This window comes from Olsenella sp. kh2p3 (assembly GCA_900119625.1).
In the GTDB taxonomy this organism is placed as follows: domain Bacteria; phylum Actinomycetota; class Coriobacteriia; order Coriobacteriales; family Atopobiaceae; genus Tractidigestivibacter.
Genome location: FPKD01000006.1, coordinates 25,827 through 42,886 on the forward strand (window position 1 = coordinate 25,827; position 17,060 = coordinate 42,886).

17 protein-coding genes, 2 tRNA genes and 1 other RNA gene are annotated in these 17,060 nt (G+C 60.8%); 14 read left to right on the plus strand and 6 right to left on the minus strand.

The window, feature by feature from the left end:
* Nucleotides 1-1,196 precede the first annotated feature (1,196 nt).
* Nucleotides 1,197-1,460: a type II toxin-antitoxin system Phd/YefM family antitoxin gene (locus tag BT122_RS10740; protein ID WP_072355360.1), complete on the plus strand. Its 264-nt coding sequence runs from the start codon at nucleotides 1,197-1,199 to the stop codon at nucleotides 1,458-1,460.
* Nucleotides 1,461-1,468: 8 nt separating this feature from the next.
* Nucleotides 1,469-1,774, plus strand: a complete 306-nt coding sequence (locus tag BT122_RS11275) for a type II toxin-antitoxin system RelE/ParE family toxin (RefSeq protein WP_072355361.1) — start codon at nucleotides 1,469-1,471, stop codon at nucleotides 1,772-1,774.
* Nucleotides 1,775-1,830: 56 nt separating this feature from the next.
* On the opposite strand, the gene BT122_RS07560 is transcribed toward BT122_RS11275, so the two are convergent.
* Together BT122_RS07560 and BT122_RS07565 are read right to left on the minus strand one after the other, a co-directional pair.
* Complete coding sequence (locus tag BT122_RS07560) at nucleotides 1,831-2,664, minus strand: TIGR03915 family putative DNA repair protein (protein WP_177242214.1); 834 nt, start codon at nucleotides 2,662-2,664, stop codon at nucleotides 1,831-1,833.
* A gap of 52 nt (nucleotides 2,665-2,716) precedes the next feature.
* Nucleotides 2,717-4,102, minus strand: a complete 1,386-nt coding sequence (locus BT122_RS07565; RefSeq protein ID WP_072355362.1) for a putative DNA modification/repair radical SAM protein — start codon at nucleotides 4,100-4,102, stop codon at nucleotides 2,717-2,719.
* 275 nt (nucleotides 4,103-4,377) lie between these two features.
* Between BT122_RS07565 and BT122_RS07570 the strand changes: the two genes are divergently transcribed.
* The 3 genes from BT122_RS07570 to BT122_RS07580 all read left to right on the plus strand — a co-directional run bounded on the left by BT122_RS07570 (nucleotide 4,378) and on the right by BT122_RS07580 (nucleotide 7,163).
* Nucleotides 4,378-5,628: an ammonium transporter gene (locus BT122_RS07570; RefSeq protein WP_072355363.1), complete on the plus strand. Its 1,251-nt coding sequence runs from the start codon at nucleotides 4,378-4,380 to the stop codon at nucleotides 5,626-5,628.
* An 8-nt stretch (nucleotides 5,629-5,636) separates the two neighbouring features.
* Nucleotides 5,637-6,011 (plus strand): P-II family nitrogen regulator, encoded by a 375-nt coding sequence (locus BT122_RS07575; RefSeq protein ID WP_059055691.1) that lies wholly within the window; start codon nucleotides 5,637-5,639, stop codon nucleotides 6,009-6,011.
* A 402-nt stretch (nucleotides 6,012-6,413) separates the two neighbouring features.
* Nucleotides 6,414-7,163, plus strand: coding sequence for a hypothetical protein (locus tag BT122_RS07580; protein WP_143190014.1), 750 nt, complete (start codon nucleotides 6,414-6,416; stop codon nucleotides 7,161-7,163).
* A 295-nt stretch (nucleotides 7,164-7,458) separates the two neighbouring features.
* Here BT122_RS07580 and rnpB read toward each other — a convergent pair.
* Nucleotides 7,459-7,820, minus strand: an RNA gene (gene rnpB / locus BT122_RS07585) — RNase P RNA component class A.
* A gap of 116 nt (nucleotides 7,821-7,936) precedes the next feature.
* On the opposite strand from rnpB, the gene BT122_RS07590 reads away from it, so the two are divergent.
* The 4 genes from BT122_RS07590 (at nucleotide 7,937) to BT122_RS07605 (ending at nucleotide 9,947) form a co-directional block, all read left to right on the plus strand.
* A complete protein-coding gene (locus BT122_RS07590; RefSeq protein ID WP_072355434.1) occupies nucleotides 7,937-8,473 on the plus strand; it encodes a PTS sugar transporter subunit IIA in 537 nt (178 codons plus the stop codon).
* Nucleotides 8,470-9,126 (plus strand): IMPACT family protein, encoded by a 657-nt coding sequence (locus BT122_RS07595; protein WP_143190015.1) that lies wholly within the window; start codon nucleotides 8,470-8,472, stop codon nucleotides 9,124-9,126. The genes BT122_RS07590 and BT122_RS07595 overlap by 4 nt, the downstream gene beginning before the upstream one ends.
* Nucleotides 9,127-9,250: 124 nt before the next feature.
* Entirely contained in the window at nucleotides 9,251-9,535 is a 285-nt protein-coding gene (locus tag BT122_RS11005; RefSeq protein ID WP_072355365.1) for a type II toxin-antitoxin system RelB/DinJ family antitoxin, read from the plus strand.
* Nucleotides 9,528-9,947, plus strand: a complete 420-nt coding sequence (locus BT122_RS07605) for a PIN domain-containing protein (RefSeq protein ID WP_143190016.1) — start codon at nucleotides 9,528-9,530, stop codon at nucleotides 9,945-9,947. Before BT122_RS11005 ends, BT122_RS07605 begins: the two co-directional genes overlap by 8 nt.
* An 87-nt stretch (nucleotides 9,948-10,034) precedes the next feature.
* On the opposite strand, the gene BT122_RS07610 is transcribed toward BT122_RS07605, so the two are convergent.
* The 3 genes from BT122_RS07610 to BT122_RS07620 form a co-directional block, all read right to left on the minus strand.
* Complete coding sequence (locus BT122_RS07610; protein ID WP_072355367.1) at nucleotides 10,035-10,661, minus strand: HAD family hydrolase; 627 nt, start codon at nucleotides 10,659-10,661, stop codon at nucleotides 10,035-10,037.
* A 53-nt stretch (nucleotides 10,662-10,714) separates the two neighbouring features.
* Nucleotides 10,715-12,175 (minus strand): C1 family peptidase, encoded by a 1,461-nt coding sequence (locus BT122_RS07615; RefSeq protein WP_072355368.1) that lies wholly within the window; start codon nucleotides 12,173-12,175, stop codon nucleotides 10,715-10,717.
* Between the two features lie 106 nt (nucleotides 12,176-12,281).
* On the minus strand, nucleotides 12,282-13,631 hold the full coding sequence (locus BT122_RS07620) for a C1 family peptidase (protein ID WP_072355369.1): 1,350 nt from the start codon (nucleotides 13,629-13,631) through the stop codon (nucleotides 12,282-12,284).
* A gap of 217 nt (nucleotides 13,632-13,848) precedes the next feature.
* Between BT122_RS07620 and BT122_RS07625 the strand changes: the two genes are divergently transcribed.
* The 5 genes from BT122_RS07625 (at nucleotide 13,849) to BT122_RS07645 (ending at nucleotide 16,983) form a co-directional block, all read left to right on the plus strand.
* Complete coding sequence (locus BT122_RS07625) at nucleotides 13,849-14,649, plus strand: SDR family NAD(P)-dependent oxidoreductase (protein WP_072355370.1); 801 nt, start codon at nucleotides 13,849-13,851, stop codon at nucleotides 14,647-14,649.
* Nucleotides 14,650-15,108 (plus strand): MarR family winged helix-turn-helix transcriptional regulator, encoded by a 459-nt coding sequence (locus BT122_RS07630; RefSeq protein ID WP_072355371.1) that lies wholly within the window; start codon nucleotides 14,650-14,652, stop codon nucleotides 15,106-15,108.
* A 215-nt stretch (nucleotides 15,109-15,323) separates the two neighbouring features.
* A complete protein-coding gene (locus BT122_RS07635) occupies nucleotides 15,324-16,721 on the plus strand; it encodes a CCA tRNA nucleotidyltransferase (protein WP_072355372.1) in 1,398 nt (465 codons plus the stop codon).
* 90 nt (nucleotides 16,722-16,811) lie between these two features.
* A tRNA-Gln gene (locus tag BT122_RS07640) sits at nucleotides 16,812-16,885 on the plus strand.
* Between the two features lie 21 nt (nucleotides 16,886-16,906).
* A tRNA-Glu gene (locus BT122_RS07645) sits at nucleotides 16,907-16,983 on the plus strand.
* The last annotated feature ends 77 nt before the right edge of the window (nucleotides 16,984-17,060 follow it).

The following is a 17,060-nucleotide window of genomic DNA, read 5'->3' on the forward strand; positions in this document are numbered from 1 at the left end:
TGTGGTAACTATCAACGGTGGGCTTTCGTAAGAAATGGCTCATTCGTGTCGGATATGCTCAGCCAGTTCAAACTCACGGCTCTGGTCCGTGCGATCGGGGTTCGAGCCCTCGGCGGGAAGCCATCGCAAACCTGGGGCGCCGCACGGCGCCCCTCGTCATATCAAGCGGCCGCATGGCCACGGTTTTGGAGTAGTGCCAATCCGAGTGATAATCAAACCAACTTCGTGATTGACCTCATGCGAAGCGACATCTCGAGGGATGCCGCTTCGCATGAGGTCGCGTGGGTGATCGAGGACGAGAGGGTTAGCAAGGTCGCAATCATCAAAGGAGGGGACCTCATCCTCACGAAATGAGCCGTAGGTCTGCGAATGGGCGACTAACCCTCGCTTTCTTCGGCTCGCCTAAAGTAAACCCACAAAGCTTCCCGCCGGGGATCCGAACCCCGATTGCCGGAACTAGGCTCCGGTGTCCCGGCCGACTGGACGAGGGTAATCACTGAGTAGAATCGAAATAGCGGCTTCCGTGGCGGCTGGGGTTTTCTTGCCCCAATAGCGAAACCCCGGAGGCCGCTCACTTCTTGAGCTTCGTGAGAGCTGTCGTGTTGATGATTCCTATGGACTGGACTCTCGAATCATCTAGGAGCTATGCGCATTTCGCGATGGCTGCCTGTCGCTGATTGAGCTGCCGATGGCGTCGAAAATGTAGCTTTGCCCCTGTGTGGGATGCTCGAATATCTTGATTGCAATCTTTCCGACCAATTGTCCTTGACTATCCATTCGGCGAGGGAGGATGAACAGCTCGTCCAAAAACAGAGGCTCCGTCCCTCCCAAATAGGTTGATGGGAAAGAACCTTCAGTCCCTTTTATCACATACTTCCTGTTGATGGCTAAACTCGACACTTTGCCTCGTATTATTAACCAGCGTAATCTGCCCGACCTATCCAAAGGGAAATGACCAGTGTTTCCCCTCCGAGCGAGTTCAGTCTTGGGACAGCGTGATCTGACTGATAATCCACTGCGTGCCTAACGTGTCTTGCTCGCACCGATTTCAATTCGAGATTCATCCCAAGTTGGACCGTTTGGTCTGGTGCATTGGTGGGGTTCTCAGATTATTATTTGTCGGCATGGGTACTATGGCTTAATATATAAACCAGAAAGTAGCCCTATTTTTTGGTTTAACGGGATGGGGGTCCGCTGTGGCAATCACGCCCACTGTTGGCATGTCCGATGCAAAGACCAACTTCAGCCGTCTTACAGCCGATGTCAATCGCACCGGTCGTTCCGTGGTGGTGTTCAAGAACAACAAGCCTTGGGTAGAGATTCGTCCCCTGGCGCATGAGGAGGCAGGCATTCCAGCCGAGACGCGCCAGGCTATGGATGAAGCAGACGTCCTGACGGCTGATTCCGGGCACACTACTTACCAGACTGCCGAGAGCCTCTTCGCGGCGCTTGATCTGTAGGATTCGTCATGTATTCAGCATCCTTTACCCCACGTTTTCTCCGCGACGTAAAGGCATGTAAAAAGCGTCATTGGGACGAGAAGGCTCTCAAAGCCGCTATCTCTGATTTACTAATGAGTGATACATGTGAACTCGATAATCGCTATCGCGATCATGCGCTAACCGGCGCTCTCGAGGGCTATCGATCCATACATGTGGATTCCGCACCTAACCCGCCTAAGGACAAATGGGTGCTGATGTACCGACTGTCGGACACTGAGCTCATGCTCGTGCGTACGGGAACCCACGACGAGGTCTACGGTAAGAAAATGTGAGAGTCTGCCCATAACCCTACGCTCGTCCAGAGGCGGCCTGATGGACGACGTCCATCTCACGGCCTACCGCCCAGCTCCGGCAGTCCGTGCCAGAATCGCTTGGGCATCCAGGAGGCGCGCAGGTCATATCCGCGGCTGGCGGCTCCTCTCCCCGGCAGCTCCATGGCGCGATAGAATCGCTGCCACAGCGCCTGGACCAGCCGTTCTCTCTCGTCCGTCTCGTCCACGCGTGCGGCGAGCGTGGCGGCGGTGTCCTCATCAAGGCCCACGACAGCGCAGGTGGTATCGCCTGGCTCATGAAAGATGGCAACCAGGTGCCCAGGGTCAACCACCACAAAGCGGTCCTCCCGCATCCGACGCGCAAAGTGCGTGCCAACCAGTGGCAGCGTGTTCTCGTTGGGCTCGAAGACCGAGACGAAGGTCCCATCGGGGAGGCGAGCAAAGCGCACAAACTGGCGCGTGTGCTCGCACTCCGAGGAGACACGCTGCACCAGCTTGGCAAACGCTAGCGCTTCTGGTGCCGCAACGTCCTCATAGAGACGCTTTCCCTCCGAGAAGCCCAAACGCAGGTAGCGATGGACTATCTCGGGCATGCCACTCTCGTCAGATGCGCAGGCGAGAACAACGCGCCGTGCGCAGGTGGTACCGCAGTGCTTTTCGAAGCCCGTAAACACCCGCTTGGCTAGCGCCACAACGGAGTCGTCATCCTCGTCTTCAAGGGTCACGATTATCTCGCCAAGGCGTACCTGAGCCTCATCTGTGGCAACCAGCCGGACGCGATGCGGCTCGGCGTGCGCGAGGTAGGTTACGCCCACGGCCGCAAGCACGGATTCCGTGGTGCGCTCGCAGCACATGGCAACGGCCTCGCCGCCTGCGAGTGCAGAGAACACCTCTGTCTTCGCTTGCTCGACGGTACTGCCTGCCGCAGCGGCCTCGCGCGTACTAGAACAGGCTAAGTTGCCCCTCTGCCTGGCGTCTGGTTGCGTTGTACTTGCTCCCTGCGGCATTGCTCACCACCTTCTGCCTAATGAGTTCCGGATCGAGCGGCGCAGCAAGGTCTCGCTTTCCACCGCACGTCACGAAGTAGCGCGCCCGCTTGAATGCAACGCCAAGCCCCTGCAGGTCATCCATGCAGAAACGCCTGGTGCGTCTGGCTGCGAGGATGCGCCTTGCCCCAACCGGACCAATGCCAGGAACGCGCAGCAGCGTCTCGAGCGATGCGTCCATGACCTCGACGGGGAATGCGTCCATGTGCGCGAGCGCCCAGGCAAGCTTTGGGTCCACGTCGAGGTCGAGCCGGGGGCGGCTGGGCGTTGCCAGCTCGTCTGGCGTGAAGGCGTAGTAGCGCATGAGCCAGTCTGCCTGGTAAAGGCGGTGCTCGCGGCGCAAGGGCACGGGCGTCTCGCGGTCTGGCAGGCGACTGTCCTCGACCATGGGCATGTATGCCGAGAAGAAGATGCGCTTGAGCCCGTAGTGGTCGTACAGCGACTTCGAGAGCTGCAGGATGTGGTTGTCGTCCTCGGGGGTGGCGCCTACGATGATCTGCGTGGACTGACCTGCCGGCACAAACTTGCGTAGCGCGTTGGGAACGGCGCTCGTGGGCCGTCCAAGCGTATAGCGCGCCCCAACCGAGGTGACTTGCATTCCCTCGGAAACATGGCTGCCCTTTTCCCTGCGCCTTCTCGCCAGTGCCTTCTTGCCGGCGGGGGAGTCGAGCAGCGCCTGCTCCTCCGTGTGGCGCGTGGTGGCTATCTGGGCCATGGGAGCCATGACGGAACGAGCGTTCTTCTCCGGGCAGAGCGAGGCGAGAGACGCCCTGCTGGGAAGCTCTAGGTTTACGGAGAGCCTGTCTGCAAGGCGTCCCAGGCGGTCCACAAGCTCTGGAGAGGAGCCAGGGATTACCTTTGCGTGTACATAGCCGTTAAAGCGAAACTCTCCGCGCAGCGCCTCCAGGCAGGCGATCATGCGCTCCGTGGTGTTGTCCGGGTTTCCCAGAACGGCTGACGAGAGGAACAAGCCCTCGATGTAGTTGCGCTTGTAGAAGTCCACCGTGAGCTCTGCCAGTTCCCGCGGCTCGAACGTTGCCCTAGGACAGCTGACTCCGCGACGGTTGACGCAATACGCGCAGTCATAGCTGCAGGCGTTTGACATGAGCACCTTAAGCAGCGTGATGCAGCGCCCGTCTGCCGAGAAGGAATGACAGAGCCCGCTTGCGCAGGCATCACCCACCATGCCCTCGCGCGGCCCGCGCGTGACGCCGGACGAGGTGCAGGCTGCGTCAAAGCGCGCGGCCTCGGCGAGAATCCCCAGCTTGGTGAGCTTGTCCATGGCACCTCCCGGGTAGTGCAATAGCAGAACGAGTGTTCTGTATTAGTTTACACTGCGGCGCTCACTAGTACAAGCGTTCTATCTAAGAACCGTTGCAATTGTCGTTTGGCTTCCCAGCAACCGCAGCCACTATTAACTCGTCCGCCCGCACAGAGCAATCCGCCTGACACGAGATGGCAAAAGTCTTCCCGAATGCTGCTGGGTGGCGACCTTTGCGGGGGCGGGTCGTCGCCACGTGACTGCGCTCTCGCCGTTGGTCTCGAATTGGGGGAGCTATGAGTGGCGCGGATACCGCCTTTGTCCTTATCTGCTCGGCATTCGTACTTTTCATGACGCCTGGCCTTGCATTTTTCTACGGAGGCCTTGGGCGACGGAAGAACGTCGTGAACAACATCCTGGCGTCTCTCTTCATTGTTGGCCTGGAGATTGTGCTCTGGATGACGGTGGGCTTCTCGCTTTCGTTTGGAAGCGACCACGCAGGTGTCATTGGAGGCTTGGACTACCTCTTCATGAGCGGGGTCAGCTCCACTGAGGCCGGGCCCTATGTCTCGTCCATCCCGTTTTTGGCCTACGCCCTCTTCCAGATGATGTTCGCCATCATCACCCCGGCTCTTATCACGGGAGCCGTTGCAGGGAGGATGCGCTTCAAGGCACTCTTCCTCTTTGTGCTGGTGTGGAGCTTCGTGGTCTACTACCCCATAGCCCACATGGTGTGGGGTCAGGGTGGCCTTCTCGCCGCGCTGGGCTCAGTCGACTTTGCCGGCGGCAACGTGGTGCACATTAGCTCGGGCGTCTCTGCGCTGGTGCTGTGCGTCGTGCTCGGCCGACGCAGCGGCTTCTCGGACGTCAACTACCGCGTTCACAACATTCCCTTGGTGGCGATAGGTGCCACGATTCTGCTCTTTGGGTGGTTTGGCTTCAACGCGGGCTCCGCGCTTGCTGCCGCCGGTCTTGCTGTCCACGCCTTTGCCACCACGGCGCTCTCCGCCGCGGCAGCCGAGTTGGGCTGGATGCTCATGGACGTGATCTTCGACCGCAAGCCCACGCTCGTTGGTGCCTGCACGGGACTGGTCATTGGCCTTGTCGCCATCACGCCAGGCTGCGGGTTTGTGCCGCTGGGTGCGGCCATTCCCATTGGCTTTGTGGGAAGCGTCATCTGCTACTTCACCTGCTCCAAGATGAAGGCGCGCTTTGGCTACGACGATGCGCTTGATGCCTTTGGCTGCCATGGTATCGGAGGCGTGTGGGGCGGCATTGCCACGGGTATTTTTGCGAGCAAGGCTGTGAACCCCAATCTGCGCTGGGATGGCCTTATCTACGGCGATGCCGGGCTGTTTCTCGCCCAGCTCGCCGCCATTGCCGTAACCATTGTTCTGGCCGTTGTGGGCACGCTCGTCTGCATCCTCGTGGTGCGCGCCCTCTGCGGCGGTAGCATTCGCGTGAGCGAGCGCGAGGAGCGCGAGGGGCTTGACCTCTCGCAGCACGGCGAGCGCGCGTATCCTTCCTTTACCGGTCTCGACGACTAGGGGACAAGATGATCAAGGTTGAGGCAATCGTGCGCGAGGAGCGCATGGAGGACGTTAAGGATGCCCTGCGTGCCATCGACGTGCGCGGCATTACGGTGAGTCAGGTCATGGGGTGCGGCACGCAGCTGGGCTACACGCACCGCGTGCGTGGCAGCAAGGTGGCCATGAACATGCTGCCCAAGGCCAAGTTCGAGATTGTGGTGTCAAACGAGGACTGGGCCGAGAAGACCGTTGACGCCATTGTCCGCGCCGCCTACACGGGGGAGCCGGGCGATGGGAAGGTCTTCTGGTATCCCATCGACCACGCCGTTCGTATTAGGACTGGCGAGAAGGACATCGAGGCCATCACGCCGGCGCCGCTTCCCGTGGTTGAAGAGGAGTAAGGGTGGGTGTCCGATTTCGCTTTGGAACCACACAGTTTTGGAGTGCATTGTCGGCGAGGAACACCTCAGTTTAACTGGAATTTTCTCGTTTGGTGACAGCTGTCTGTCCGCTTGCGGTATGTGGATTGAAAAGAACGTGCAAGCACGTCCTGCTACCCTCTCCGACAACCGAGGAAAGGGGATGGCATGGGGCTGTGTTTGGGATACGAGTCTGCGCTGCGATATTGGCTAACGAAGAGTGGGGACGAGTGCCTCCCTGATTGTTCGTCCGATTCGACCCTTGCTCATGCGACGGCCAACAGGAGTGATATCATCTCCGGTCCGTTGCCGTTCGACTACTCTGAGGACCGTCCTCTCCACCTGCTCGTATCGGGGAATGGCGGACGGAGGGGGACACCAGGAGTGAAGGAGCATCAGCTCTCTCCGATGCTGCCCCGAGGTTCCTTCCGGATGTTGGCCGGTGCGGTGAGGGTGGCATCTCCCGAACTTACCTATCTATTGATGGCTCAGTGCAGAGACATTCAAGAGCTTGCTGTCATTGGGTGCTATCTCTGCGGCGGCTTTTCTATCTCTGCCGAGGGAAGCGGGTATACCGGAGCGCGAGATCCCATCACAACACCTGAGGAAATCGTCGCGTTTCTCGACCTCATGCCCGGAGTCCGCGGGATTAAAAGGGCACGGCGTGCTCTTCAATACGTTGTTCCAAATACGGCTTCGCCAATCGAAACCCTCCTTGCGCTTACAAGCTCGCTTCCTCCAATGCTCGGCGGTAGGACGATGCCTCAAGTGGCTGCTAATCAGCGGATCCTTGTCCCGGAAAGACTTCAGGAGCTCATATCGGCCGATGAACTGTACGGTGACCTGTACTTCGAGTCGGTGAAGGGAGACATCGAATACGACAGCTATGACTTCCATACGGGCAGGTATCGTCTCGACCACACGAGTACGCGTCGAAATGTAATCGAAGCGGCGGGGATAAAAGTAGTCTCTGCGACGTGGGGGCAGATAAAGACGTTCGGGCTGTACCAAGACTTTTGGTGGCTCGTTGAGAACAATTTTGTGATTAAACATAAAACATACAACGAAAAACAGCTGTTATCTCAAGAGAAGCTATATCGCATGCTCACAAACCCGGAGTTTCGACTCTTCTGATGTCAGTCGTAGGGGATGCCGAGCGCCACCTCTCTGTCCAAAAGTTGCGGTTGCCGGCCCCTTTTAGGCGAATCGCCGAGTACGAAGACTCTAACTTTTTGCGGAACCGCAGGCAGAAAAATGGCACCAGTGGGGTGATACTAAGCGGAACTCCTATTTTTTACCGGCAACCGCAAATTTTGGGCAGCTACTCCAGTCGAGAGCCTCAAATCTCTGTTGCGAGATGGAGAGGACGCTCTGAAAGACCAGATTCGCTGTCCCAAGGTATTGCCGGATGCCCAAGCTGAGTAACAGGGTGCGAAGTGGGCCTATGAGCCGGGTTCTGTCGTGGACGATCATTTATCTACGAACGCCGTTACCGGCGCCCTCTAGCGCGCAACCCGAGCGCGGTGCGGGCCACACCATAGCGCTCCTATTTGCGTTTGCTCCGGAAGGGGCTTGCCAAGCCGTCGTGTTGCCACGACGCTGGTGGTCTCTTACACCACCGTTTCAGCTTTTCTCTCACCCGCCGAGGCGGGCAGCGGGAGTCTTCTTTTCTGCGGCGCTTTCCGTCGGGTCACCCCGCCTGGCCGTTAGCCAGCCTCCTGCCCTGTGGAGCCCGGACTTTCCTCATGGCCTGCGGCAAGCCGCTGGCCCCGCGATCGTCTGGCCCACTTCGCAGGGGAGATTCTAGCACGATGGCGCCCGTCGTCGTGCAGCGCAACTACAATGACGGGGTATCCTGCACAAGGTTTGGATGAATGCTGGGCGCGTTGCCCGAGGAGGTTGCTTTCATGGGAATCTTTGATAGACTCTCGCGTGGGAGGCGCGCGGCGACAGAGGCGCCTCATGCAATTGACGCCACCGCAGAACCCGGCAGTGTCCTTGCTCCTGTAGACGGTGTGGCAACACCGCTCTCCGAGGTGTCCGATCCGGTCTTCGCACAGGGGATGCTTGGTCCCGGCATGGCAGTGAAGCCTTCTGGTGGTGTCATATATGCGCCGGTCACGGGCACAGTCGCTGCAGCTGTAGACACCGGGCACGCGCTTGGCATCACGTCCGACGACGGCATGGAAGTTCTGATCCACGTTGGAGTCGACACCGTGGAGATGCGCGGTGATGGCTTCAAGGTGCTAGTTGAGAAGGACAGGCTCGTTGCTGCCGGCACGCCCCTTATTGTTTTCGACCGCGAGAAGATCTGCGCCGCTGGGCATGACGATATTGTTATGACTTCAGTTACAAATGCGTCTGGCGATGTTCTCCCTGCGGTTGCGGCTGGTGCAGACGTTCGCGCTGGCGAGCCGCTCTTCAGGCTTGGCGGTAACGCATGATGCCAGGGGAGTCATCGCGGCAAAGCTACCTCACCCTCGCAAATGGCACCGAGGTCACGGGCGAGTTCGAGGACCGTCGCAGCCGCTTTATCGCGCAGCTCACGCACGTGTCGGGCGAGGCAGAGGCAAACGACTTCATCGAGAAGGTGCGCTCGCGCCATCACGATGCTCGCCATAATGTGCCGGCATGGGTTCTTGCGGACGGCCGGGAGCGCTGTTCGGACGATGGCGAGCCAAGCCGCACGGCCGGCATGCCTACGCTCGAGGTGTTGCATGGCGCCGACCTCAAGGACGTCTGTTGCGTGGTGACCCGCTACTTTGGCGGGACGCTCCTCGGACCCGGCGGCCTTGTTCGCGCCTATACGGCGGCCACGCAGGCGGCGGTAGAGGAGGCCCATGCGGCAGGCGGCATCGTCGAGATGACGCTGGTAACGCGCGTGGTGGTGCAGATTCCCTATTCTGCCTACGACCGCCTCACACGCATGGTGGCAGACGCCGGCGGGCGCGTTCGCGACTCCGTCTTTGCCGAGGACGTGCAGCTTGCCTGCGCTTTCCACACGGGAGACGAGCAGGCGTTTGTCGCCGCTGTGACCGAATTCGCAAATGGCGATGACATCTGCCGTGTGGGAGAGCCGGGCTTCGCCGAGTTCTAGCGCTCTCATGCCCACGCCTCCGTCTGTCGCAGAATTGCTGCCAATTCTCGAACGACCTCGATTGCGGAGTGGGGGTCATTGTATCTTTGGTATGCTGTATACACGTATACAGCAAGGAGGATTCATGGCTACCACAGTTGTTTCGGGACGAATTGACGTCCTCACCGCACGTCGGGTGGAACGAATCCTGGCACGTGAAGGTGTCGCTCCTGGGGAGGTTATCCGCCGCACGTGGGAAGCAATTGCCGAGACTGGCGAGATTCCCGTAGACGGGGTCAAAGTGCACGACGAGAGATCCACAAAGCTCCGTGAGCTCATGGAGCTGAGGGCATCTTTGCCCAAGGTGGACTGGCTGGACTCTCTCACGGACTCCCAGGCCAAGGATTTAGTTGCGAGCAAGTATGAGTAGGCTGCTCTTTGATACCAACGTGCTGCTGGACCTTGTTGACGAGAGGCGCCCTCAATCGCAGGAGGCGGCTCTCTCGATAGAGCGCTGCAACGGCGGAGGAGATATGGGCTTGGTAACTCCCATGTCCCTCAAAGATGCCTACTACGTGTTGGAAAAGGCATACGATAAGCGCACCGCCCGCCATTGCATTGATCTTCTCGCCGGTCTTCTTGTTGTTGCCCCCTTTGGTGCCGAGGAGTGCGACTTGGCCCTTCGCTCTGATGAACCGGACTTCGAAGATGGGCTGATTCGGGCATGTGCGGAGCTCAATGGTGTTGATGTGATTCTCTCTCGTGATGCCAAAGCGTTTGTGGGATCAAAAGTTCCGGCGATGACCTGCACGGAATACCTGGAGAAGGTGGGAGAGAGGTAGAAATGGCTGTCAGAGAGAAGCGCCCCTAGGCCATGCGACCGAGGGGCGCTGTTGAATCAATCGAGTGCAGAGCACTGCCAGACTGGCTCAGAACCTAAGGCCAAGCTCCTTGAGGTAGACCTCCAGCTCGTGGGCGCTCGTGAACCGGTGCGCCTGCATGCCGGCGACCCTAGCGCCTGCCACGTTGTCGGCGTTGTCGTCTACGAAAAGGCAACTAGCTGGGTCAAGGTCATAGCGCTCGCATAGTACCAGGTAGATTGCTGGATCTGGTTTCATGATGCGCTCGAACGCCGAGACTACCCAGCCGTCCATAAGAGGGAAGGAGGGAATGCGGTCTTTCTGTCTCCAAAAGCGCGTGCCCGCGTTGGAGAGCACGTAGCAGCCATACCCCGCGGCGTGCAGACGCTCGACAAGGACGTTTGTCTCCGCAATTACTGGTTGGTGTTCGTGCCAGTGCAGCATGCACTCGTGCAGGTTGGGCCAGAGCCGCTGCGGAAGCCGCGCCTGGGCCATACGCTCGATGGTGCTCTCGCTAATGGCACCTGCGTCGAGCAGCGGCCACGCGGGACTCGAGAAGAGCGCCGCGTCGAGTGCCGCGGCGTCCTCCTCGTTTGTGGTGAAAACGTGCGAGAACAGCGAGCCATTGAAGTCGAGAAGCACGCCGCCCATGTCAAAGACAATGTTTCGAACGGGGGTGTCCTGTGATGTAGCCATTTCTCCTCCAATGGCTCGCGCTGTTAGCATTGCGTGTGAGAAACCCCGCAGCCCTACGACCTCACGCCGAGGCCGGCGGCAACGCCGTCCCAAGGCTCCACGTTTACTGCCTCGGCCTTGTCCCACAGCTCGAGTACGTCTGCGGGTACAAACTTGCGCATGACCGTCACGGCGCCGCCGTAGGTACGGAACCAGTCGGCGCTCATGTAGAGGTAGCCGTCCTTGCAGGAGTCCTTGCCCCAGCTGTTCTCGACGCGCCAGGCCACGGGCTCGCCCGCGTCGTTCAGCTCAACGCCCTGGAAGGTCATGGCGTGGGTGAGGGAGGTCTCGCGCACGTCGAGCATGTCCTCGCGGCTCATCTTGAGGCCAACGCCAAAGAGGCCCTCGAGGTCGAGGCCGTCGGTTGCCAATACACCGGGAAAGTCCTCGATGTGGCGCGGGAACTCCTGCATGACGTCGGCGTCCATGCCCACGGGCACGCCCGCCTTGAGGCTGGCGATGGCGGCCTGCTCCAGCACCTCCTGCGGCATGTTGAGGAAGCGGTTGGGGGTGCCGCCAACCATGGGCTCCTCGAGCAGGACGTGCCACGCCGTCTTCCAGGGGCGAGAGGCGCCCGGCATGCAGACCAGCTGCACGTAGTCATTGGGGTCGAAGGGAACATAGCGCTCGGCGAACTCGCGCGGAGTGATGCCGGCATCGCGGAGTAGCATGCGGGTGTCCTTCTCGGCTTCCTTGGCGTCTGCGTCGTCTGCCTTCTCGGGAGCGTTCTCGGGGAGGATTGGCGTGAGCTTTGCGGCGTCGACCTTGGCTTTCTTGCCAACCTTTACCTCAAGGTCGAAGGTCGCGGGCGGCTCGCCCAGGCACACGGAGAGCATGCGGTAGACGTCGGCCATGCAGGCGTCCTTCTTGGCAGCAAGCTCTTCGGCGCCGGCACCCGCGCGGTGGGCACGGCGAATGTCCGCGGCGGCGCGGCGCAGCAGGCGGTCGAGCTGGGCGTCCATCTCGGCGGAGCTCTTGGTGCAGGCGGTCTCGGGCATCACGTCCTTGGGGACAAGGCCCCACTTGGCGATGAGGTCCATGGCCTCGAAGTAGTAGCCGCCGTCGCTCATGCCCCACTCGAGAACGTGGTCGAGCTCGCGGTCGTTGTCGGGACGGTCGACAAGTGCAATCACGTGGTCGAGCATGGCGTTGGCCTTCTCGAGCTTGTCGTAGAACATGCCAAACGCCTGCGAGAACTCGAAGGAGTCCAGGTCGAGCAGGTCCATCGTGGCTGCGCGCGCCACGTTGAAGGCGGAGAACATCCAGCAGCGGCCGCTCTGACGCTGGTTGGTGACCTCGCCGGTGCGCTTGATGGAGACGCCGTAGGTGTCGTGGTAGGTGCGCATACGCGTGTAGTCGCGCGCGGCGGCCATCACGTTCATGGAGGTCACGGCGTTCCTTGCAACGCGGTTGGCGCGCTCGGCCCCAAAGGCCGCCCCCTGCTCGCGCGCCCAGCCGGTATCAATGCTTCCCATATTGTTCCTTCCCGGTGAGGCGGGGAGAACCCCCGCCTCTTTCAATTCTTGATGTTATTGCCGTAGTTCGATTGCACACAATGAGACAAAGGGAAACTCCCTTTTCTCATGCCAGTGAGCCCATGGGGTCCCATGGTGCGAGGACTGTGGGCTCCTCGGTCTCGTAGGTGTGGCGCTCCTCCTCGGTGAGGTACTTCTTGTCAACAACGACCTGGTAGACGTACTCGTCAAACCATGCGTCGGAGAGCGTGTCAAAGCCGTCGCGGCCGTGGTCCTTGCCCCAGGAGTTCTCGACCTTCCAGAGCTCGGGGTTGCCGCTGGCGTCCAGGCGCACGCCCTCGAGCACCATGGCGTGGGTCATGAGGCTCTCGCCGTAGTCCAGGCGCTCGGCCTTGTCCATGTTGCCCTCGACGGGGAAGCCAAAGAGCGCGTCCACGTCGAGCGCGGCAGTGTCCATCATGCCTTCGTCGCGCAGGTAGCTCTGCGCCACGTCGCACCCAAACCATACGGGCAGGTCATCGCGCAGCTGCGCGATTGCCGCGCGCTTGAGCTCTGCGGGCGGGAGGTTGAGGTAGCGAACGCCGTGGTCCTCAAAGACGTTGCCCAGCCTGCTCACGGTGTAGGTGTGGCCAAAGGGCTTGTCGGCCGTGGGTGCGCTGATGAGCGAGACGTAGGCGTCCACGTCCATGTCGACTGCGGTCGAGAAGAACTCCTTGGGCGTGAACGTCCCGGCAAGCACGAGCTTGTCGTCCTTGTCGCGCAGGCGCACGGGGAAGCTCGCGGGTGGCTCGCCCAGGCAGGTTGCCAGAAGATGGTAGACCTCGTCCATCATTTCCTTCTTCATGGAGCGTAGGTCGTCCATCTCGACGCCGGCCTCATGGCTCTGGCGCAGGCGCTTGGCGGCGCCGCGCAGGTAACGCGTGAGGTAGCGGTCCATGTCGCCAGTGTTTCTCGAGCAGGCGGTCTCGGGCATGGCCTCCTTGGGCACCACGCCGTACTTCTTCACCAGGCTGCGGAACATGTCCCACTGCCCGCCGTCGCCGATGGGGTCGGTGAGCAGGAACGACACCAGGCGGCCGTTAAGCGGCTCGTCGAGGGTGTCGAGGGTATTCTCGAGGAACCAGTTGCTCTTCTCGAGCTTGTCCCAGAAAAGTGGATAGGCCTGCGAGAGCTCGAAGGTCTTGAGGTTGTACTTCTTGATGACGCGATAGCGCATGGTGTTGAGGCTTGCGAACATCCAGCAGCGGCCGGAGCGCTCCTGGTTGCACCTCTCGCCCTGCGTGACCTCGATGTCGAAGCCCAGTGCGTTGGCGGCTACGCCCTCGGGGCGGCGCGCGGCGGAGCGGATGCCGTTTGCAGTGACGGCGTTCTTTGCGACGGCGTTCACGCGTTCTGCCGAGAAGTTCTCGTGCGAGGCGGCGAGGTCGTCGGCGGTGATGCTGGTCAGATCATCCATCTTTCCTCCTAGTGACTTGTGGGTGCGCGACGTAATCCGCATCGAAGCATATCACGCGCGTGCGCGTACCTGAAATTGGTACCCCGTGTGGAGCCATTCTCGACAGCTATTAGTCATATGTATATGACTTTCTCGCATGGGTATCCTTGCATCGACGAAGGACGGCGCTGGCCTCGCGGCACCCAAGACGAGAGACCAGCATTGAGGAGGCAGTAGCATGGACAGGCTTAAGGGCAAGGTGGCGGTGGTCACGGTTTCTACCAGCGGTATTGGCATTGGGATTGCGCGCGAGTTTGCCGCCGAGGGCGCGCACGTTGTGGTGTGCGGCAGGCGAGAGGCTCGCGGCCAGGAGGTCGTGGACCAGATTGTGGCTGACGGCGGCACCGCGAGCTTCCACAGGATGGATCTCACGGATCTCTCCACCGTGGATGCGCTTATGGCAGACACGGCTCGCGACTACGGCAGCATCAACGTTCTGGTGAACAACGCCGCGGGCGTGGGGCTCAAGGACGGCCGCGTGGATGAGATCTCGCTCGAGGACTGGGATGCGATGTTCGCATCTGGCGTTCGTGGCACGTTTTATGCGATCAAGGCGGTCCTGCCGTACATGCGCGCCGCGGGCGGCGGCTCGATTGTGAACATTGGGTCTATGGCGTCCATCTCGGGTGACCCGGGCTCCACTGCCTATGCCTGCAGCAAGGCGGGCGTGGACATGCTCACCTCCTCCGTGGCCCTGCAGTACGGGAAGGAAAACATCCGCTGCAACTGCGTGCGACCGGGACTCATCGTGACCCCGCAGAACGAGGCGCACGTTCCGCAGCAGCTCAAGGATGTCTTTCTCAGCAACATCGAGGTTAACCGCTATGGAAGCCCCGCGGATATCGCACATGCGTGCACCTATTTTGCTTCTGATGAGAGCGCCTACGTTACCGGACAGGTTATCAACGTGGATGGTGGCTTGAACTCGCACGCCCCCACCGTCGCGCAGTTCCGCTCGGCCGGATCGAGGACCTGGTAGATGCCTAAGAGTGAACCTGGTGAGACCGGCGTGGTGAACGCCGGCCTCTCGCCCGCGTACCGCATGCGCGTTGCATTCGAGGGTAAGGTTGTGGCGCCGTACCGGGATACGTATCGCGGGGAGCTTGGGCAGGCTCAGGTGGAGCTGCTGGAACTGCTATACATGCGCGGCACCATGCACCAGTATGAGCTGGTAAACGAGCTGCGCACCTCTAAGCAGCACGTTTCGAAAATGACCTCACGGCTGGAGCAGATGGGCTACGTTGCGAGGAGTGTGGATGACGCTGACGCGCGAGGCCATGTTGTTGCGTTGAGCGATGCTGGCCGCGTGTACGTTGATCGACACATCGTAGAAGGCTCCAAGCGGGTGCGCGAGTTGTATTCGCACCTAAGCGATGCGGAGCGCAGGGAGCTCGACCAGGCAATGCTCACGGTTGCGCGGCTGCTCGAGAAGGCGTAGAGGGTGGGCGTGCGTGCGTCGCTCTGCTCAATAACCTCACACGTGTTGTTTCTTATTTTATTATTTCTGATGCACAACTGGGATTTTCTTGCCATTGATAAAACAAGAAACAACACGTGTGAGGTTCTTTGGCCAAACGGCAAACGGCCATTTCGCCGACGCGCGCTATACTTCGGTGCGTAAGAAACCCAACGCCCAGAGCAGGGAGGATGCGCATGCAGACCGTGCGAGACGCGCCCGCATATCCCGTGCCGGACTATGGCCTGCGTGTCCTGCACGCACTCGAGGATGCCGGCTTTGAGGCGTGGGTCGTGGGCGGCTGGGTGCGCGACGCGCTTCTCGGTGCTCCCATGCACGACATCGACGTGACGACCTCCGCGCCCTGGCAGGAGACGGAGCGCGTGCTTCGCGCTGCCGGCATCGAGGTGCACGAGACGGGCACGGCCCACGGCACCGTGACTGCCGTTATTGATGGGCAGCCTGTTGAGGTGACCACCTATCGGGTTGAGGGCACCTACTCAGACCGCCGCCACCCAGATGAAGTGCGCTATGTTCGCGACGTGCGAGAAGACCTGGCCCGTCGCGACTTCACGGTGAATGCCATGGCCTACCACCCGGATCGCGGGCTTCTCGACCTCTTTGGCGGACGAGAAGACCTTGCGCGCAGCGTGGTACGCGCGGTGGGGGATCCGTACCGGCGCTTCGAGGAGGACGCGCTGCGGGTGCTTCGCGCCGTGCGCTTTGCCTGCAGGCTGGGGTTTGAAGTCGAGCCGCGCACCCAGGCGGCGCTCGTGGCATGCGCCCCGGAGCTCGACGACATTGCGCGCGAGCGCGTGGGGCAGGAGATGAACGGCGTCGTTGCCTCCGGGCGCGTCTCATGGGCGCTGCGAAACGAGTTTGACGTGCTCGCCCGTGCCGTGCCAGCGCTCATGCCCATGCGAGGCCTGAACCAGCGGAGCCCCTACCACGCCTACGACCTTCTGGAGCACACCGCTCGCGTGTGTGCCGGCGTCGAGGCGTTTGCCGGTGGCGTTCCCACGCAGGCGCTCAGGTGGGCAGCGCTTCTCCACGACGCAGGCAAGCCCATGTGCGCATCCGTTGACGAGAATGGCCGCGGGCACTTCCGCGACCACCAGCGTGCGGGTGCGGTCCTCTGTAAGGACGCGCTTCTCGGTCTGGCTCTGCCGCATGAGGTGGCAGGCCGGGCGGCGGCCCTCGTCCGGTATCATGACCGGCACCTCTCGGCATCTCCCGCGGGCGTGCGGAGGCTCCTGCGGCGGCTTGACCAGGCTCGGCCCGGTGAGGCCCCCACTCTTGCGTACCAGCTACTCGACCTCCAGCGGGCCGATGCCATCGCAAAGGCTCGGCCCTATGCGCAGCGCGCGGTGGAGCTGGGCGCTTTCGAGCAGGCGCTCTCTGCGGAGCTTTTACACGGGGCTGCGTTTCGCGTGCGCGACCTTGCCGTTGGTGGGGGAGACGTGATGCGTGAGTTGGGAATAGCCCCGGGACCTGAGGTGGGCAATGCCCTCTCGGCGCTCCTTGACGACGTGATCTACGGACGAGTTGAGAACAGCCGAGAAGCCCTTCTCGCCTGGCTGCGTGAGAAAGAGTAGGCTGTCGAAAAAAAGTTTGAATTGAGGGTTGCAATACCGTGAGGTATGCCGTAAAGTATCTTCTCGCGTTGAGACAGGACAGACATTAATTGGGATGTCGTCTAGCGGTAGGACAGCGGATTCTGGTTCCGTCAACGGGAGTTCGATTCTCTCCATCCCAGCCACTGTCCCCGACAACCGAATATGGCCCGTTCGTCTAGCGGCCTAGGACGCCGCCCTCTCAAGGCGGAGATCAGCAGTTCGAATCTGCTACGGGCTACCAAAAGGTCACAGGTCATCGGCTATGCCGGTGGCCTGTTTTTGTGTGTGACTATGCTGGTGGGTTATCGTTGCTGAGGG

Excerpts from the sequence above, each read along its gene's own strand:
- BT122_RS11275 (WP_072355361.1), top strand. The coding sequence starts at position 1,469 with ATGTATTCAGCATCCTTTACCCCACGTTTTCTCCGCGACGTAAAGGCA.
- BT122_RS07565 (WP_072355362.1), bottom strand. The coding sequence starts at position 4,102 with ATGGACAAGCTCACCAAGCTGGGGATTCTCGCCGAGGCCGCGCGCTTT.
- BT122_RS07570 (WP_072355363.1), top strand. The coding sequence starts at position 4,378 with ATGAGTGGCGCGGATACCGCCTTTGTCCTTATCTGCTCGGCATTCGTA.
- BT122_RS07575 (WP_059055691.1), top strand. The coding sequence starts at position 5,637 with ATGATCAAGGTTGAGGCAATCGTGCGCGAGGAGCGCATGGAGGACGTT.
- BT122_RS07590 (WP_072355434.1), top strand. The coding sequence starts at position 7,937 with ATGGGAATCTTTGATAGACTCTCGCGTGGGAGGCGCGCGGCGACAGAG.
- BT122_RS07595 (WP_143190015.1), top strand. The coding sequence starts at position 8,470 with ATGATGCCAGGGGAGTCATCGCGGCAAAGCTACCTCACCCTCGCAAAT.
- BT122_RS11005 (WP_072355365.1), top strand. The coding sequence starts at position 9,251 with ATGGCTACCACAGTTGTTTCGGGACGAATTGACGTCCTCACCGCACGT.
- BT122_RS07605 (WP_143190016.1), top strand. The coding sequence starts at position 9,528 with ATGAGTAGGCTGCTCTTTGATACCAACGTGCTGCTGGACCTTGTTGAC.
- BT122_RS07610 (WP_072355367.1), bottom strand. The coding sequence starts at position 10,661 with ATGGCTACATCACAGGACACCCCCGTTCGAAACATTGTCTTTGACATG.
- BT122_RS07615 (WP_072355368.1), bottom strand. The coding sequence starts at position 12,175 with ATGGGAAGCATTGATACCGGCTGGGCGCGCGAGCAGGGGGCGGCCTTT.
- BT122_RS07620 (WP_072355369.1), bottom strand. The coding sequence starts at position 13,631 with ATGGATGATCTGACCAGCATCACCGCCGACGACCTCGCCGCCTCGCAC.
- BT122_RS07625 (WP_072355370.1), top strand. The coding sequence starts at position 13,849 with ATGGACAGGCTTAAGGGCAAGGTGGCGGTGGTCACGGTTTCTACCAGC.
- BT122_RS07630 (WP_072355371.1), top strand. The coding sequence starts at position 14,650 with ATGCCTAAGAGTGAACCTGGTGAGACCGGCGTGGTGAACGCCGGCCTC.
- BT122_RS07635 (WP_072355372.1), top strand. The coding sequence starts at position 15,324 with ATGCAGACCGTGCGAGACGCGCCCGCATATCCCGTGCCGGACTATGGC.